At 73.7% G+C, this 17,362-nt stretch carries 11 protein-coding genes and 1 pseudogene; 5 read left to right on the plus strand and 7 right to left on the minus strand.

Translation table 11 applies throughout. The features are described from left to right. Nucleotides 1-164 precede the first annotated feature (164 nt). The 3 genes from ACIRSU_RS35890 to ACIRSU_RS35900 form a co-directional block, all read right to left on the minus strand. The gene (locus ACIRSU_RS35890) at nucleotides 165-1,907 is read right to left on the minus strand and encodes a pyruvate dehydrogenase (protein ID WP_403801669.1); all 1,743 of its coding nucleotides are present in this window, start codon (nucleotides 1,905-1,907) and stop codon (nucleotides 165-167) included. Between the two features lie 56 nt (nucleotides 1,908-1,963). Continuing rightward, nucleotides 1,964-3,277 carry a protein phosphatase 2C domain-containing protein gene (locus tag ACIRSU_RS35895; RefSeq protein WP_403801672.1) on the minus strand — a complete coding sequence of 438 codons (1,314 nt, stop codon included), beginning with the start codon at nucleotides 3,275-3,277 and terminating at the stop codon, nucleotides 1,964-1,966. Nucleotides 3,278-3,415: 138 nt separating this feature from the next. Then, nucleotides 3,416-7,201: a S8 family peptidase gene (locus ACIRSU_RS35900; protein WP_403801675.1), complete on the minus strand. Its 3,786-nt coding sequence runs from the start codon at nucleotides 7,199-7,201 to the stop codon at nucleotides 3,416-3,418. 234 nt (nucleotides 7,202-7,435) lie between these two features. On the opposite strand from ACIRSU_RS35900, the gene ACIRSU_RS35905 reads away from it, so the two are divergent. From ACIRSU_RS35905 to ACIRSU_RS35915, 3 genes are all read left to right on the plus strand, one after another. Then, nucleotides 7,436-8,422, plus strand: a complete 987-nt coding sequence (locus tag ACIRSU_RS35905; protein ID WP_403801678.1) for a helix-turn-helix domain-containing protein — start codon at nucleotides 7,436-7,438, stop codon at nucleotides 8,420-8,422. A gap of 110 nt (nucleotides 8,423-8,532) precedes the next feature. Continuing rightward, nucleotides 8,533-8,970, plus strand: coding sequence for a hypothetical protein (locus ACIRSU_RS35910; RefSeq protein ID WP_403801681.1), 438 nt, complete (start codon nucleotides 8,533-8,535; stop codon nucleotides 8,968-8,970). A 73-nt stretch (nucleotides 8,971-9,043) separates the two neighbouring features. Further along, the gene (locus ACIRSU_RS35915; RefSeq protein ID WP_403801684.1) at nucleotides 9,044-9,526 is read left to right on the plus strand and encodes a DUF456 domain-containing protein; all 483 of its coding nucleotides are present in this window, start codon (nucleotides 9,044-9,046) and stop codon (nucleotides 9,524-9,526) included. A gap of 45 nt (nucleotides 9,527-9,571) precedes the next feature. On the opposite strand, the pseudogene ACIRSU_RS35920 reads toward ACIRSU_RS35915, so the two are convergent. After that, a pseudogene (locus tag ACIRSU_RS35920) lies at nucleotides 9,572-10,954 on the minus strand (AlkA N-terminal domain-containing protein); the annotation flags it as partial. 144 nt (nucleotides 10,955-11,098) lie between these two features. Next, a complete protein-coding gene (gene rsgA, locus ACIRSU_RS35925; protein WP_403801687.1) occupies nucleotides 11,099-12,217 on the minus strand; it encodes a ribosome small subunit-dependent GTPase A in 1,119 nt (372 codons plus the stop codon). 441 nt (nucleotides 12,218-12,658) lie between these two features. Between rsgA and ACIRSU_RS35930 the strand changes: the two genes are divergently transcribed. Further along, nucleotides 12,659-14,977 carry a peptidoglycan recognition protein gene (locus ACIRSU_RS35930; RefSeq protein WP_403801690.1) on the plus strand — a complete coding sequence of 773 codons (2,319 nt, stop codon included), beginning with the start codon at nucleotides 12,659-12,661 and terminating at the stop codon, nucleotides 14,975-14,977. A gap of 85 nt (nucleotides 14,978-15,062) precedes the next feature. Next, entirely contained in the window at nucleotides 15,063-15,482 is a 420-nt protein-coding gene (locus tag ACIRSU_RS35935; RefSeq protein WP_403801693.1) for a VOC family protein, read from the plus strand. Here the strand turns inward: ACIRSU_RS35935 and ACIRSU_RS35940 are convergent. Both ACIRSU_RS35940 and ACIRSU_RS35945 read right to left on the minus strand, forming a co-directional pair. Further along, entirely contained in the window at nucleotides 15,425-16,165 is a 741-nt protein-coding gene (locus ACIRSU_RS35940; RefSeq protein ID WP_403801695.1) for a helix-turn-helix domain-containing protein, read from the minus strand. The genes ACIRSU_RS35935 and ACIRSU_RS35940 overlap by 58 nt on opposite strands. A 24-nt stretch (nucleotides 16,166-16,189) precedes the next feature. Then, the gene (locus ACIRSU_RS35945) at nucleotides 16,190-17,350 is read right to left on the minus strand and encodes a YihY/virulence factor BrkB family protein (RefSeq protein ID WP_403801698.1); all 1,161 of its coding nucleotides are present in this window, start codon (nucleotides 17,348-17,350) and stop codon (nucleotides 16,190-16,192) included. Between the last annotated feature and the right edge of the window lie 12 nt (nucleotides 17,351-17,362).

The following is a 17,362-nucleotide window of genomic DNA, read 5'->3' on the forward strand; positions in this document are numbered from 1 at the left end:
GTAACGCATGCCGTACCTCCGGTACCGCGGTGAGATCGGCGCCTCCCACCTTTCTGAGCAGTTGAGTCGACTGCTTCGCCTCCCCGGCCATACCCGGTAACCCCCACCCCGTCGTCGGATCGAACAGGCTCACGGGGATGCATGCCCCACCGGAACGCACGCATTCAGGGGCGGGGCACGTTGCGCAGATTGGATCGGGCCATCTGGAGCATCCGGCCCACTCCCCCGTCGAGCACGATCTTGCTGGCGGAGAGCGCGAAGCCGGTGACCATCTCGGCGCTGATCTTCGGCGGGATGGACAGGGCGTTGGGGTCGGTGACGACGTCGACGAGCGCCGGGCCCTTGTGCTTGAAGGCGTCCTTGAGCGCCCCCGCGAGGTGCTTGGGCTTCTCCACCCGGACGCCGTAGGCGCCCGCCGCCCGGGCGATGGCGGCGAAGTCGGGGTTCTTGTTGGCCGTTCCGTACGAGGGGAGTCCGGCCACCAGCATCTCCAACTCCACCATGCCGAGGGAGGAGTTGTTGAAGAGCACCACCTTCACGGGCAGGTCGTACTGGACGAGGGTGAGGAAGTCGCCCATGAGCATGCTGAATCCGCCGTCGCCGGACATCGACACGACCTGCCGGCCGCGGTCGAGGAACTGCGCGCCGATGGCCTGCGGCAGGGCGTTGGCCATGGAGCCGTGGCTGAAGGAGCCGATGATCCGGCGGCGCCCGTTGGGGGTGATGTAGCGGGCGGCCCAGACGTTGCACATGCCCGTGTCGACGGTGAAGACGGCGTCGTCGTCGGCGAGTTCGTCGAGCACGGCGGCCACGTACTCGGGATGGATGGGGACGTGCTTCTCGACCTTCCGGGTGTACGCCTTGACCACGCCCTCCAGGGCGTCGGCGTGCTTCTTCAGCATCTTGTCGAGGAAGCGCCGGTCGGTCTTGGCCCGCACGCGCGGGATCACACAGCGCAGGGTCTCGCGGACGTCGCCCCACACCGCGAGGTCGAGCCTGGAGCGCCGGCCGAGCCGCTCCGGCCGTACGTCGACCTGGACGATCTTCACGTCGTCCGGCAGGAAGGCGTTGTACGGGAAGTCGGTGCCGAGCAGGATCAGCAGATCGCACTCGTGGGTGGCCTCGTAGGCGGCGCCGTAGCCGAGCAGTCCGCTCATGCCGACGTCGAACGGGTTGTCGTACTGGATCCATTCCTTGCCGCGCAGGGCGTGTCCGACGGGTGACTTGACCCGCTCGGCGAACTGCATGACCTCGGCGTGCGCCCCGGCCGTACCGCTGCCGCAGAACAGCGTCACCCGTTTGGCGGCGTCGATCATCCGCACCAGGTCGTCGATCTCGGCGTCGCCGGGCCTGACGGTGGGCCGGGACGTGACGAGCGCGGTCTCGACGGCCTTCTCGGGAGCGGGCTGGTCGGCGATGTCGCCGGGCAGCGAGACCACGCTGACGCCTCCCCGGCCGACGGCGTGCTGGATCGCGGTCTGCAGCAGCCGGGGCATCTGGCCCGGGTTGGAGATCAGCTCGCTGTAGTGGCTGCACTCGCGGAACAGCTGGTCGGGGTGGGTCTCCTGGAAGTAGCCGAGGCCGATCTCGCTGGACGGGATGTGCGAGGCGAGGGCGAGCACCGGGGCCATGGAGCGGTGGGCGTCGTACAGGCCGTTGATCAGGTGCAGGTTGCCCGGGCCGCAGGAGCCGGCGCAGGCGGCGAGCCTGCCGGTGAGCTGGGCCTCGGCGCCGGCGGCGAAGGCGGCGGCCTCCTCGTGCCGCACCTGGACCCAGTCGATGGCGGAGTTGCGGCGGATCGCGTCGACGACCGGGTTCAGGCTGTCGCCGACGACGCCGTAGAGGCGCTGGACGCCGGCGCGGACGAGGATGTCGACGAACTGTTCTGCGACATTCTGTTTGGCCATGGGTCCATCAACCCACGGGCGCCGGGGTCGCGCCTGCGGGGTTACGCCTCACGTTGTCAGGACTCCCAGACGGCCACTCCCGTACGGTCGTCGGCGTAACCGGTGACACGTAGTTGGGTGTCGGCGAGGAAGGCGGCGAGGCCGGGCGGTTCGGCGCCGGCCCAGCGGGCGGCGAGCTCGTGGGCGAGGGCCGGTTCGCCGCGCATCGGCTCGGCGAGGCCGTTCGACGCGAGCAGCAGGGTGTCGCCGGGGCGGGCGACGGAGGCGCGGAAGCGGAAGGGTTCGGCGGGCGGCGGCACGGGGTCCTCGACGAACGGGCGGCCGGGGGTCTCGGTGACGGCGAGCTTCATGGTGAGCCGGTCGCCGTCGGCACCGGCCTCGGGTTCCTCGTCCGCGCTCGGCGGTGCGCCCGGCGGTGTGCCCGGTGGCGAGCCGAAGCCGACGACCGGGGCGCCGACGGTCGCCGACGGCTCCGGGAGGAGCGGCTCGATGTCCTGCCAGGCGCCGTCGCGGAGCCGGAAGAGTCCGCCGGGGCCGACACCGAAGAAGACCCGGGTGCGGCAGTCGGGGTCGGCGGAGAGCAGCAGACAGCGCAGTCCGGCCGTGTACGCGTCGGGGTCGAGGCCGCGTTCGCCGGCGCGGGCGCGCAGCTTGCCGTAGGTGCGGTCGGTGAGCCGGTGCAGCCCGGACTTGAGGTCGCCGCGGCGGCCGGAGCGGATGTCCTCGGAAAGCCGGGCGTGGCTGCGGCCGACGGCCTCGCCGATCCAGCGGCAGACGTCGGCGGCGGCCAGGTGGGTGTGCGGGGCGGAGCGCCGGCCGGCGGCGATGGCGACGAGCACGAGCGCGGCCTCGTCCTGGCCGAAGCGGGCGGTGAGCAGGGCGTCGCGTCGCGGTTCGCCGCGGAAGCGGGCGGAGTCGCCGCGGACGGAGGCGGCGCGCAGGGTGTAGGCGCCGTAGCGGGCGCCGTCGAGGACGGTGTCGGCGACGAGGTCGTCGAGCTCTCCGGGGCGCGCCGCGGGCAGGGCCGTGGGCTCGGGCTCGTACGTGGGCGGGCGGCTGCCGACGTGTCCGGTACGGGGCCGGGGCGCGGGGAGCTGGACCTGCACGGTCGGCGCCTCGACAGACACGACGGGCTCGGCGGGTACGGCCGGCTCGGCGGGTACGGCCGGCTCGGCGGGTACGGCCGGCTGGGCGGGTACGGCCGGGTGGACGGCTTCGGCCGGCGGGTCCTCGTGCCTGGCCGGCGTCGTGGTCGCCGCGGCGGAGTCGTACCGCTCGTCGAGGCTGTCGGCGGTCGGCGCGGGCGCGGTGTCCGGCGCGGACTCGTCGTACAGCTTGTCCCACCAGTTGGTGTCCCCCTGCTGAGTCATGCCCTTATTGTCCACCGCACGGGGCGTCAGAAAACGGGACACCAGGAAAAGCGTTACGGCAAAAGAGTGGCGCGAAGGGAAATGGTCCGCCGGACGGCCCCACCCCCCACGGGAGGACCGTCCGGCGGACCGGCGTGGTCAGCGCACGTCGTAGGCGCGGACCACGGTCTGGGTGACGGAGTTGCCCTCGGCGTCCGTCAGTTCGGATTTCAGGGTGACCTGCCGGCCGCTCGCTCCCGCGTGGTTCACGGTCGCGGTCCAGCTCTCGCCCTGGTGGGTGACCGGGGCCTCGGTCCAGGTCGTGCCCCCGTCATAGGAGTACGAGAGCCTGGCGGAGGTGAGAGCGGGTGCCTGGTAGCCCGCGTGACCGGTCACGCCGAGGCCGATCCGCTGGCCGTCGGTGGCGGCCAGGGTCTTGAGTCCGTCCTCCGGAAGGTCGTACCGGGGGAACAGGATCGGGATGGACTGAGAATAGACGTTCTCGTCGAGCTTCGAGGTGAATTTCCAGACGGACCGGACGGAGACGGAGCGGGCCCAGACCCGGCTGCCGATCTTCATCGTGTTCTGTTCGAGGGTGTACGTGCCGGGGTCGGCCGGCACCTCGAAGACGCCGGACGGCCAGCCGGTGGCGCCGATCTCCTCGCCGTCCCGGCTCAGGCGCAGGTTGCCGATGTCGCCGAAGGAGCCGGGCTCGGCGTGGTGGGTGGCGTCGCCCCACATGGCGTCGGCGAAGCCGATGAGGTTGCCCTGGCGCTCGGCGACGAGGACCGGCTCACCGGCCGCGTCGCGCGGGGCGGTGGGGGCGATGACTCCGTCATACCAGTTCTCGGTGTGCCGCTCGCCGGCGGTCCAGGTGTGCCGGCCGCCGACCATCAGCTCGCCGAACGGGAAGCTGCTGCCGGTCAGTTGCTGCCAGGCGGTGTCGCCGGGCGTGTAGTACTCGGTGCGGGTGCCGGGGGCCGGGACGGTCTCCAGGGAGCCGAAGGAGACGGCGGTGCCGTCCGGGCGGTAGGCGGCCGGGAACTGGACGAAGTCAGTGGTGATGCCGGCCGAGCCGTAGCGGGCGTCGGTGCGGCCGAGTTCGCCGTCCTCGACGCGGTAGGTCTTCTCGTCGCGGACCGCACGGGTCTCGGGGAAGGCCAGGTTGTAGACGTACGGGCTCTTCGCCGTGGCCTGCCAGGCGAGCGCGACCTCACCCGCGGCCAGCTTGCCGAGGAGCCGGGTCGCCTCGTCGGCGGGGACGGAGACGACGGGCAGGCCGAGGCCGGTGAAGCCGCCGCTCGGGTACCAGCGGCCGGGGGCCTGGTGGTACGTGACGACGGCGAGCGCGCCGGCCGTCTTGGCGTTGCGGGCGAGGGTGCCCGCGGCGGTGCTGTCGTCGGGCAGCCGGACAAGCGCGATCCGGCCCTCGACCTGGGCGGCGGCGAGTTCGGCGGGGGTGCCGGTGCCCGCGTCGACGAGCCGGGCGGAGCCGGTGCCGTCGAGGTTGTCGGAGCCGGTGGAGGCGGTCAGCGGGTTCAGGGCCAGGCCGTCGGTGGTGGCGAGCGAGGTGATCTGCGGGGCGGCGGCGCGCCAGTAGCTGCCGAACTCGAAGGTGCCGTCGGTGGCGCGGCCCTCGACGGAGGCGTAGTAGCCGCGGATGGTGCGCGGTCCGGCCGCGGTGCCGGCGTGCAGCCAGGTGTCGTCCCAGGCGCGGGCGAACGCCAGGGTGGCGCCGCGGAGTTCGGACGGCCGCTCGGTCCGCACGGACAGCCGGTGGGCCTCGCGGGCGTCGAGGACGACGGTGGTGTCCTTCCTCAGTTCCAGCTGCGGCCGGGCCAGGTAGCTGACCGAGTCGTTGAGCGTGGCGCCCTCGCCCGCGTCGGGCGTGGTGACGAAGGAGGAGAGGAAGTAGCGGCCGGCGCGCAGCCGGTAGACCTGGTCGGCGGAGCCCTCGTTGAAGCGGCGCTCGCCGGAGGCGTCGTCGGTGCCGATGACGTCGAGGGAGGAGGCGCCGGCGGCCGGGTTGCCCTGACGGTCGATCAGTTCGACGCGCAGGGTGACGGTTTCGGGCTCGACGTAGAGTGCGAACGGGGTGGAGACGTGCACGCCGCCGGCGCCGGTCGCGACCACGCGGCCGGTGACGTCGCCGTACTGGGCGCGCTCCAGGTGGGCGGCCGGGTCGAGCTTCAGCGGGACCTCGACGGTGGCGCCGGCGGGGACGGTGACGGTGCGCTGCCCGAGGCGGGCGACCGGGGTCCGTACGGCCGAGCCGTCGTTGCCGGTGACCTTCTCGACGGCGAGGTCGAGGGTGACGGGCAGGGCGCCGGTGTTGGTGTAGGGGACGGTGACGGTGGTGCGGTCGGCGGAGGTCTGCGGCCAGTGGTGCGTGCCGCCCTGGACGGCGGGGGCGCCGAGGACGGTCTGGTCGACGGCGGCCTCGACGTCGAGCCGGCCGCCGCCGGCCTCGCGGGCGTCGCCGGGGACGCCGCTGTCGGCGGAGGAGACGAGCGCGGCCTTGATCTGCTGGGCGGTCCAGTCGGGGTGGCGCTGCTTGACGATCGCGGCCGCGCCGGCGACGTGCGGGGTGGCCATCGACGTACCGGACATCGACCGGTAGGCGTAGACGCCGCGGCCGCCGGCCGCTGCGGCGGAGATGCCGACGCCCGGCGCGGCGATCTCCGGCTTGAGCGTGTGGGCCTCGTCGGCCGCGGGGCCGCGGCTGGAGAAGTACGCGGTGGAGTCGTCGCGGTCGACGGCGCCGACGGTGAGCACGCCGGGCGCGCAGCCGGGCGAGGAGACGGTGTTGTTCCCGGGGCCCGAGTTGCCGGCGGCGATGACGAACAACGTGCCCTTGTTCTGGGCGAGTTGTCCGGCGGCGACGGCCATCGGGTCGGTGCAGTCGGTCTCGGAGGGGTTGCCGAGGCTCATGGAGACGACGTCGGCGCCCTGGGCGACGGCCCACTCCATGCCGGCGATGATCCACGAGGTGGCGCCGGATCCGGAGTCGTTGAGGACCTTCCCGGCGAGCAGGGCGGCGCCGGGGGCGACGCCCCGCTTCTTGCCGCCGCTCGCGGCGCCGGTGCCGCCGACGGTGGAGATGGTGTGGGTGCCATGACCCTGGCGGTCGTCGGTGGTGTCGGAGTCGGTGAAGTTCTTCGCCGCGACGATCCGGCCCTTGAGGTCCGGGTGGTCGGCGTCGGCGCCGGTGTCGAGGACGGCGACCCTGGTGCCGGTGCCGTCGTAGCCCGCCGCCCATGCCTCGGGGGCGTGCACCTGGGCGGTCGACCGCTCCAGGGTGGCCTGGACCTTGCGGTCGAGCCACAGCTTCCTGAGGCCGGTCGACGCCGGATTCCCGGCGCGGGCGGCGGGCGCGGTGATGTCGGCCCAGAAGGTGGCGGCCTGCTTCTTGTCGGCCTTGAGGGCGACCCCGTGGACGGTGGCGAGCAGCCGGCCGCGGGTGGCGCCGCGCGGGGCGGGCGGCACGGCGCGGGCGGTCGCGAGGCCGTCGTCGTAGACGGCGATCAGCGGCACGGTCGCGGAGCCGGCGTCGTCGTATCCCTGGCGGACGAGTCCGGTGACGTTGAACAGCTCCTCGTCGACCCGGCCGGCGGCGAGGGCGGCGGTGGCGCCCTCGGGGTAGACGTAGAGGTCCTGGCCGGAGCGGCGGGTCTGGGTGAACGGCACGGTGCCGTCCTCGCGGGGCAGCGCGGTGGCCGCCGGGTTGCCGTCGGCGTCGCGGGTCACCAGGATCCGGTCGCCGGTCACGAGGGTGACCGTGGCGGTCCGCGCCTGTCCCGGCGCGGCGGCTGCCGCCGCGCTGCCGACCAGCGGTCTCCTGCCGGTCGCCGGATCGTCCTGCGGCGCCGCGGACGCGGAGACCGCGGTGACGGCCAGCACGGCGGCGGTCGCCGCCCCCAGGGCCGTACGCGAAATCGGACGCATCGCTTTCCCCCTCCTTTGTCCGGGCATGCAGGCACAAGGCGCCCATGTCCGGAGGCTGTTGGTGCTGCGGTGGCGCCACATTGGCAGAGGTGAGGGTGGTGCAGGCAGGATGGGCAAGGCGGGAATGCGCCGTGGCCGATTCCCGCCAGGCACCGACGGAACGAACGCGTCCGCGGCCGTCCCGGGATGTCCGGGTCGTCCGGGGACGTCCGCGCGAGGGGTGGGAGCAGGGACATGCTGGGAGCGATAGGTCTCGACGAACGGCAGGAGTCCGCCTACCGCGCGCTGGTCGCGCTGGGCGCGGCCGAGGTCTCCGACCTGGCCCATCGGCTCGCCCTGCCGGAGGGCGACACCGAGCGGACGCTGCGCCGCCTGGAGTCGCAGGGCCTGGCCGCCCAGTCCTCGGCGCGCACCGGACGCTGGGTCGCGGCCCCGCCCGGGGTGGCGCTCGGCGCACTGCTCACCCAGCAGCGGCACGAGCTGGAGCAGGCGGAGCTGGCGGCGAGCCTGCTCGCGCAGGAGTACCGGGCCGAGGCGGCCACCGAGCCGGCCGTGCACGACCTGGTCGAGGTGGTGACCGGGGCGAGCGCGGTCACCCACCGCTTCCTCCAGCTGCAGCTGGGCGCCGTCGACGAGGTGTGCGCCCTGGTCACCGGCAAGCCGATCGCCGTGTCCGGCATGGACAACGACGCGGAGGCGCTGGCCGTCGAGCGCGGCGTGCGCTACCGGGTGGTGATCGAGCGCGAGGTGCTCAGCCTGCCGACGGGCCTCCTGGAACTGTCGACGGCGCTCGGCCGGCACGAGCAGATCCGGGTGGTCGACCGCGTCCCGACCAAGCTGGTCGTGGCGGACCGCACCCTCGCGATGGTCCCGCTCACCGGCCGTGGCGCCGAACCGGCCGCGCTCGTCGTGCACGCCAGCGGCCTGCTGGAGTCCCTGATGGGCCTGTTCGAGTCGGTGTGGCGCGACGCGCTGCCGCTGCGGCTCGGCGCGGGCGCGCAGGTCACGGAGGACGAGGTGGCGGGCCCGGACCCGACGGACCTGGAGATCCTCTCGCTGCTGCTCGCCGGGATGACGGACGCGAGCGTGGCGAAGCAGCTGGACCTGGGGCTGCGGACGGTGCAGCGGCGGGTGAAGGGGCTGATGGAGATGACGGGCGTGACGACCCGGCTGCAACTGGGCTGGCACGCGTACGAGAAGGGGTGGGTGGCCCGGCGGTAGCGGCGGGCGGGGGCCCGCGGTACGGGCGGGCCGGGGGCCGGTGCCGGAGGCGGCGGGGGTGGCCGTAAGGTGACGGCCTGATTCCGGTTCACTCCCAGGAGAGCACCCCTATGAACGGAAGGCGCCGCCGCGCCCTGCTGACCGCCGTGACCCCGATGCTGGAGCCCGGGGAGCTGGTGGAGGTGACGACCGTCGTGAACCTGAGCACGGTGTCGGCCGGGCGGACCGCGGCCTTCGGCATGGCCTCGGCGATCGCGAGCGGCGGGTCGGTGACGGTGATCCCGGTGCCGACACCGATGTACCTGGTGCTGACCGACCGCCGGATCGTCATCTTCGAGGCGGATCCGGTCTTCGCGAAGCCGGTGCGGCACACGATGACGATCCAGCGCGCGGGCCTGTTCCGCTCGGCGGTCAAGGAACGCTTCGTGAACTCGTCGTTCGTGCTGTCCTCGCCGTACAGCGCCTCCTCCCTGAAGCTGATCTTCCCGCTGGTCGAGCGCAAGGCCCGCAACCAGGTGGTGGCGGCCCTGCCGGTGACCGCCGACTGACCCCGTCCTCCACGCGTACTCCTTGCGTACCGCTTGACCTGCGGGAACGCGCGGGCTCCGGCACGCTGGGCAGATGGGTGTGTGGCAGCAGCTGCTGATCGGCATGGTGATGCTGCTCGGCCTGTTCGGGGTGCTGACGCCCGGCGTGCCGGGAACGTGGCTGGTGTGGGCCGCGATGCTGTGGTGGGCGCTGCACGAGCGGACCGGCCTGGCCTGGATCCTGCTGGTCTCCACCACCGGCCTGCTGCTGCTGACCCAGGCGATCGTCTGGCAGCTGCCGCCCCGCCGCTTCCGGGGCGTCGGCATCACCCGCCGGATGGTGGCGTACGCGGGCGTCGGCGCCTTCCTCGGCTTTCTGCTGATCCCCGTGCTCGGCGCGATCCCCGGTTTCGTCGGCGGCATCTACCTCTGCGAACGTCTCCGCCTCGGCGGCCACGGCCAGGCCCGGGCGGCGACGCGCACGGTGATGCGGGCGGCGGGGACGAGCGTGCTGGTGGAGCTGTTCGCGTGCCTGCTGATCGTGGGGGCGTGGGTGGGGGCGGAGATCTGGGTCTGAGGAAGCCGGGGCCCCGGGTCAGGGCTTCAGGGACTGGCGGCGGGCCAGGTAGCGGGCCGCGTACGAGCGCCAGGGGCGCCATTCCGGGTGGTCCGGGAAGCCGGGCGCGGGCACGTCCGGGTCGCCGAGGGCGCGGGTGCGGATCGCGGCGACGGCCTCGGGGCCGACACCGGGGACGGCGGCGAGGGCCGCGGCGGAGGCGTCCCGGTCGGCGCCCGGGTCGAGGCGGAGGGTGCCGTCGGCGAGGGCACCGGCGAGCGGGCCGGCGACCGGGTGGGCGGTCAGTGCGGCGGGTTCCGGGAAGAGGTGGGTGAGCGTGCCGCACGGGGTCTCCAAGGGCGTGCCGTGGCGCTCGACGAGCCGCGCGGACTCCTCCGGGCCGGCCACCGTCCGTAGCGCGAACTCCTCCGGCTCGGCGGTGCCCGGTGACCGCACGCCGGGCCGGGCGGCGACCTCGGCGGCGAGGGCCGGGTCGGCGCCGAGGCGTTCGGCGACGGCGTACGGGTCGGCGTCGAGGTCGAGCAGGCGGCGCAGGCGCTGCACGGCGGTGGTGAGGTCGCGCAGCTCGGTGAGGTGGATGCGGGCCTCCAGCCAGCCGCCCGGCGATTTCTCGTCGACGGAGACGATGCCCGTGCCGTACGGGAGGCGGAGCGTGCGCCGGTAGGTACGGGCGCCGGGCGGGCCGGCGACCTCCTCGACGCCCGGCAGCGCCTCGGCGGCCAGCAGGTCGAAGACCTCGGCGGCCGCGTACGGGCCCCGGTGCGCGAGCCGCAGCGGGACGCCGGCGGCGAGCGCGGTGCGGGTTCCGGCGGCGGTGCCGGTGCCGGACTCGGCGCGCAGCGCGGTGGGGGTGCGGGCGTAGACGGCGCGGATGGTGTCGTTGAACTGGCGGATGCTGGCGAATCCGGCCGCGAAGGCCACTTCCGTCACCGGCAGGCCGGTCGTCTGCAGCAGCAGCCGCGCGGTGTGCGCCCGCTGGGCGCGGGCGAGGGCGACGGGCCCGGCGCCCAGCTCGGCGGTGAGCTGCCGCTGCACCTGCCGGGCGCTGTACCCGAGCCGCCCGGCGAGCCCCGGCACGCCCTCCCGGTCCACGACCCCGTCGCCGATCATCCGCATGGCCCGCCCCACCACGTCGGCCCGCACGTTCCACTCGGCCGATCCGGGCACGGCGTCCGGCCGGCACCTCCGGCAGGCCCGGAAGCCGTGTGCCTGGGCGGCGGCCGCGGTCGGGTAGAAGCTGACGTTGCGCCGCTTGGGCGTGACGGCGGGGCAGCTGGGCCGGCAGTAGATCCCGGTGGTCGCCACTCCGAAGAAGAACACCCCGTCGAACCGCGCGTCCCTGCTGCTGACCGCCTGGTACCGGGTCTCCTCGTCGAGCCCCCCGCCCGTCGCCGCGCCTGCCGCCGCTGCCGTCGCCGTGTCCGTCATGCCTCCAGTGTGCGGGAGGGGACGGACACCGACTGGCGGTTTTCGGACGGCGAGGAGCGGGACGGCGGGGAGGGCCGGCGGGGCGGGACGACGGGGTGGGAGGACGGGGTGGGAGGACGGGGTGGACGGCCCCGGCGCGTGGGGCTACCGCAGGCGCCCCCGCTTCGCCTCCAGCGCCGCGCGGCCCTCCGCGCCCACGCGCTTCCAGTTCTTGAGCATCTCGGCGCGGACGCGGGCGTCGGTCTTGGCGACGAGACGGCGGTTCTCGCGGATCAGCTTGCGGTAGCTGTCGAGGCGGCGTTCCGGCAGGCTGCCGTCGGCGATCGCGGCGGTGACGGCGCAGCCCGGTTCGGATTCGTGGGCGCAGTCGTGGAAGCGGCACTCGGCGGCGAGGTCCTCGATCTCGGCGAAGACCTGGCCGACGCCCGCCTCGGCGTCCCACAGGCCGACGCCGCGCAGGCCGGGGGTGTCGATGAGGACACCGCCGCCGGGAAGGGCGAGGAGGTTGCGGGTCGTCGTGGTGTGGCGGCCCTTGCCGTCCATATCGCGCGTTGCCTGGACGTCCATCGCGTCCGTACCGAGCAGCGTGTTGGCGAGCGTGGACTTGCCCGCGCCGGACACGCCGAGCAGCACGCTCGTGCCGCCGCCGGCGACCGCCTGCAGGACGTCGAGTCCTTCGCCGGTGTGCGAGGAGACGGGGAGGACCTGGACGCCGGGGGCGACCGTCTCGACGTCCTCGACGAGATAGGAGAGGCCGACCGGGTCGGGGACCAGGTCCGCCTTGCTGAGCACGACGAGCGGCTGCGCGCCGGACTCCCAGGCGAGTGCGAGGAAGCGCTCGATCCGGCCGAGGTCGAGCTCGACGGCGAGCGACACCACGATGATCGCGTGGTCGACGTTCGCGGCGAGGATCTGGCCCTCGGACCGCTTGGACGAGGTGGAGCGGGCGAACGCCGTACGGCGGGGCAGATACGCCCGTACGTAACGGGGGTCGCCGACGCCGTCGGGGTCGACGGCCGCCCAGTCGCCCGTGCAGATCACCCGCAGCGGGTCGTGCGGGGTGACGAACGCCGTGTCGGCGCGCACGACTCCCTCGGGCGTGACCACGTCGCACTGGCCGCGGTCTACCCGGACGACCCGGCCGGGCAGCAGGCCCTGCGCCGCGTACGGGGCGAACTCGGCCGCCCAGGCGTCGTCCCAGCCGTAGGGGGCGAGAGCGGAAGCGGAAGAGGAGGAGAAAGCGTCGGTGGAGAGGAAAGACAAGGGGGACCCTTCACAGGGGTGGCCCCGGAAACGTCAGCCGGTGGCCACGGAGGTGGAGTGGAGAAGCATCTGGTTGCGGGCAACACCCGTCGTCACGACAGCCATCTGTCACACCTCCTGGGGAAAGGGCTCCCACGGCCACCTCGGCCGTGATCTTCGAAGCGGCCCCACCGTAGACCCGGGTACGCCCCGCGCGCCACGGGTTTTTCCGTGGCGCGCACGGGGGCCGGGATCCGGCCCCGCCGACCGCGCCCTCCCCATAACCTCCCCTAATCCCCCTAACTCCCCGCCGCCCTCCCCCGCACCTCCCCAGTACCTCCCCCGGTGGCAGGCGAAGTTCGACGCTCCGGTATGTTCCTCCCGCCGATCAGGCAATCGCGGGCAATCGCCGGCAATCGAAACGTAGCTATCCAGCCACTGACACACGATGGGGTGGGCCGCATGCGGCGGCGTCGAATATGGGGAACGGCTGCCGCGGTCGCGGCCGGTCTGTCCGGGGTCCTCGTCTTCCAGGGGGTGACCGGTAATCCGATCGGCTCCCTCGACGACGAGGGCGGCTCCGGGCCGGTCCGCACCGAGGCGAGATCGCTCGGTCTGAAGACGGACTCGAACGGGCACAGCGCGACCCTCGCGCAGCAGGACACCAAGCCGTTCAGCATGCTCGGCGTCACCTGGGCCGATCCGCACGCCAGGATCACCGGCAGCGTGGAGGCCCGCGCCCGGAAGGCCGGCACGGACACGTGGGGCCGCTGGGTGCACCTCGACGGCAACACCGCGCCGGAGGACAAGAGCGCCAAGCGCGGCGGCACCGACCCGGCGTGGGTCGGCCCGTCCGACGGCGTGGAGGTGCGGGTCGTCGCGGGCGGCAAGGCCACGAACAGGCTCCCGGCCGGGCTGCGCCTGGACATGATCGACCCGGGCCGGTCGAAGACCAGCTCGATCGACACGGCGGCGTACGTCATGGAGGGCGCGGCGGGCGCCGAGACCACGGACCCGACCCCGTCCGACACCCCGACCACCACGGACCCGGGCACCGGCACGACGACCGAGCCGACGGCGGATCAGACGACCGACCCGGCCCCGACCGACACCGCGACGGCCTCGCCGTCGGACACCGCCGCGACCCCGACGGACCCGGCCCCGACCGACACCGCCACGACCTCGCCCACGCCGACCGCCTCGGCCTCGGCGACGGCCAGCGCCACCCCGACCGTGTCCGTGCCGCCGGCCCCGCCGTCGACCGTGCCGCAGCCGGCGATCAAGTCCCGCGCCGACTGGCAGGCCGACGAGTCCATCAGTCCCGAGGCGCCGAGCTATCTGTCGGGCCCGGTCAAGGCCGTCGCGGTCCACCACACCGCCGACTCCAACACGTACACGTGCGCCGACGGCCCCGCGATCGTGCGTGGCATCTACACGTACCACGTGAAGTCGAACGGCTGGAAGGACATCGGCTACAACTTCCTGGTCGACAAGTGCGGTGTCATCTACGAGGGCCGCAAGGGCGGTGTCGACCGTCCCGTCTTCGGCGCGCACACCTACGGCTTCAACTCCGAGACCGCCGGCATCTCGGTGCTCGGTGACTACAACACCGCCGTCCCGTCGACCGCCGCCCTGACGTCGGTGGCCCGGCTCGCCGCGTGGAAGCTCGGGCAGTACGGGGTCGACCCGACCGGCACGACCACGCTGACCGCGGGCGCGGCCGGCCCGAGCGGCACGGGCAGGAACTGGGTCGCCGGGGCCAAGCTCACCTTCCCGACGATCTTCGGGCACCGCGACGGCTACAACACCGAGTGCCCCGGCAACAACCTCTACGGCCAGCTCGGCACGCTCCGCACCTGGGCGGGCGGCCCGGTCGCCGGACTGACCGTCAAGTCCGTCTCGGGCACGGGCGCGGCCGGCGGCAAGTACTACACCCGCGGCCCGGTCACGGTGAGCTGGAGCGCCACCACGCCCGCCGCGCTGATCAGCAGGAACGAGCTGCTCGTCGACGGCAAGGTCGTGGCGACCGTCGCCGGTTCGGCCACCTCGGCCGGCACGACCGTGACCGCCGGCTCCCACTCGGTGCAGGTGCGCGCGGTCCACCAGTCGGGCCGCACGGCCACCAGCGCGGCCGTCACCGTCGTCGGCGACACCACCGCGCCGTACTTCTCCACCAAGCCGACCGCCGAGCTGACGGGCGGCACGGTCAGCAGCACGTCCGCGCCGGTGAAGCTGCGCTGGAAGGCGGCCGACGCGCTGGCCCTGCGCGACGTCCGGCTCACCACCCCGGCGGTCACCTACGGCCCGGCCACGGCCGTCTCGGGCACCCTCGGCGCCAAGCCGGGCGTGACGACCTCCTTCACCCTGTCGGCCTACGACCAGGCGGGCAACAAGGGCGCGGCCGCCGTCGGCGTCACCCCGGCGATCCTCCAGGAGAGCGCGGCGGCGAAGTACAGCAGCTGGTCGAGCCGTTCCTCGTCCAGCTACCTGGGCGGCTACTCGTACTCCAGCGGCACCAAGAACGCGTCCCTGACCTGGACCTTCACCGGCCGTTCGGCGGCCTGGGTGGTCTCCCGGAGCGCCACCTCCGGCCAGGCGTACGTGTACGTGGACGGGGTCAAGGTCACCACGGTCGACCTGAAGTCGGCGACGACCATGTACCGCAACGCGATCTGGACCAAGACCTGGGCGTCCAGCGCCAAGCACACGGTCAAGATCGTGGTCGTCGGTACGTCCGGCCGGCCGACGATCACCACGGACGGCCTGGTCTACCTGAAGTAGCCCGGCCCGCCCCCGGCGTCCGAGAAGGCCCCGGTGTCCGATCCGTACAAGACGGGTCGGCCCGGGGCCTTCCAGCATGGGGGCCATGAACGCGAACACGAACCGACCCGCACGCCCCGTTCCCCGCCTCGACGTCATCGGCCTGGTCACCGCCGACATGGCCGCCTCGCTCGCCTTCTACCGGCTGCTCGGTCTGGACGTCCCGGCCGGCGCCGAGAGCGCCCCGCACGTGGAGGTCGCGCTGCCCGGCGGCCTGCGGGTGCTGTGGGACACCGAGGACGTCGTCCGCTCCTTCGACCCCGAGCGGTCGCGGCCCGCGGGCGGCGACCGGGTGGCGCTCGCCTTCCGCTGCGCGGACGCGGACGAGGTCGACGCGGTGTACGAGGCGGTCACGGCCGCCGGTCACCGCGGGCACCTGAAGCCCTGGGACGCGGTCTGGGGGCAGCGCTACGCGGTGGTGCTCGACCCGGACGGCGCGGCGGTCTCGCTGTACGCGGACCGGTAGCCGGAGAGGTAGCCGGTCAGGGTCGTCCCCGTCAGGGCCCGCATCTCGCGGGCCAGATGTGCCTGGTCCGCGCAGCCCGCGCGGTACGCCGCCTCCGCGTACGGCACCCCGGCCGTCACCAGGGCGAGCGCCCGCTGCAGGCGCAGGATCCGGGCCAGCGTCTTCGGTCCGTAGCCGAACGCGGCGAGCGAGCGCCGGTGCAGCTGCCGCGCGCCGAGGCCCGCCTCGTCCGCCGCCGCCCCGACCGAGCCGCCCGCCCGCAGCCGGGCCACCACCGCCCGCAGCAGCGGATCGGGCGCGGGCGCCCCGGCGGCCCGGCGCAGCACCAGCTCCTCCAGGGCGGCGGCCCGGTCGGCCGCCCCGGTGACCTCGTCGGCGAGCCGCCGCGCCGCCCGGGCGCCCCACAACTCGGCCAGGTCCACGCGCCGGTCGCGCAGCTCGCTCGCCTCGGCGCCGAGCACCCCGGGCGCCTCCCCGGGCGCGAAGCGCACGCCGGCGTACTCGGCGACGGGGTTCTCGGGGACGTACGCCCGGGTGTCCGGTCCGGCGACGAGCAGCCGGCCGTCGGCCCAGATCAGGTCCATGCACCCGTCGGGCAGCACCGGGCGGACGGCCGTCTCCCGGGCGACGGCCCGGGTCCAGACGACCGCTCCGGCGAGCCGCGAGGGGCGTTCCTCGTACACCCGCCCAGAGTAGGCCGCGGGGCCCTACTCCTTCTCCCGGGTCGCGTGCAGCCGCGACTTCACGTCGTCCGGCGGCAGGAACTTCGACCAGCGTTCCGGGAACTCGGACGGCATGTCGGGGTCGTCCTCGTCCACGTCGTCCTCCTCGGCGCGCAGCCGGGCCACGAGGTCGGCGGCCTGGGCGGCGCGGGCGCGTTCGCCGGCCTCGCGGGCGGCGGCGGTGGCGACGGAGGGCCAGACCCGGTCGATGGCGGCGTTGACGGCGGCGCCGACGAGGACGGCGAAGGCGGAGATGCCGATCCAGAGGAGGACGGCGATGGGCGCGGCGAGGGAGCCGTAGATGGTGGGGCCCTCGACCTGGCTGACCAGGTAGATGCGCAGCAGGAAGCTGCCGAGCACCCACATGCCGAGGGCGACGAAGGCGCCGGGGATGTCCTCGATCCACGGCGAGCGGACCGGCACGGACACGTGGTACAGGGTCGTCAGGAAGACGACGGACAGCAGGATGACCGTCGGCCAGTACAGGACCGAGACGACCTCGGTGCCCCAGGGCAGGATCTCGACGAGGCGGTCGGGGCCGACGACGGCGAGCGGCAGCACGACCGCGCCGATGAGCAGGGCCACGATGTAGAGCAGCAGGGACAGCAGCCGGGTCTTGACGATGCCGCGGTGGCCGTCGAGGCCGTACATGACGGTGATCGTGTCGATGAAGACGTTGACGGCTCGGGAGCCGGACCAGATCGCGATGGCGAAGCCGAGGGAGATGATCTCCGGGCGTTTGGCCTTGGTGACGTCCTCCAGGAGCGGGCGGGCGATCTCGTTGACACCCTTGTCGGAGAGGACGGTGCCGGCGGCGTGCAGGATGTTCTGCTGGATGCTGGCGACGGTGTCGGTGTTGGTCCACTCGTCGGCGTAGCCGAGCAGGGCGATCAGGCCGAGCAGCAGCGGCGGCAGCGAGAGCAGGGTGAAGAAGGCGGCTTCGGCGGCGAGGCCGAGGATGCGGTACTCCATGCACGAGTTGACCGTGTCCTTGAGGAGCAGCCAGGCCATCTTCCGCTTGGAGACGTTGCGGTAGAGGACGCGGGCCCGGTGGAGCCTGCGCCACCGGCGCCGGTCGGACCGCTCCGTCCGCTCCGGATCCTCGCCCCGATCGCCACGGCCGGGTGTTTCGTTTGCTGCCTGCACCTCCTTACCGTA

This window comes from Streptomyces sp. NPDC101160, from assembly GCF_044768205.1.
In the GTDB taxonomy this organism is placed as follows: Bacteria; Actinomycetota; Actinomycetes; order Streptomycetales; family Streptomycetaceae; genus Streptomyces.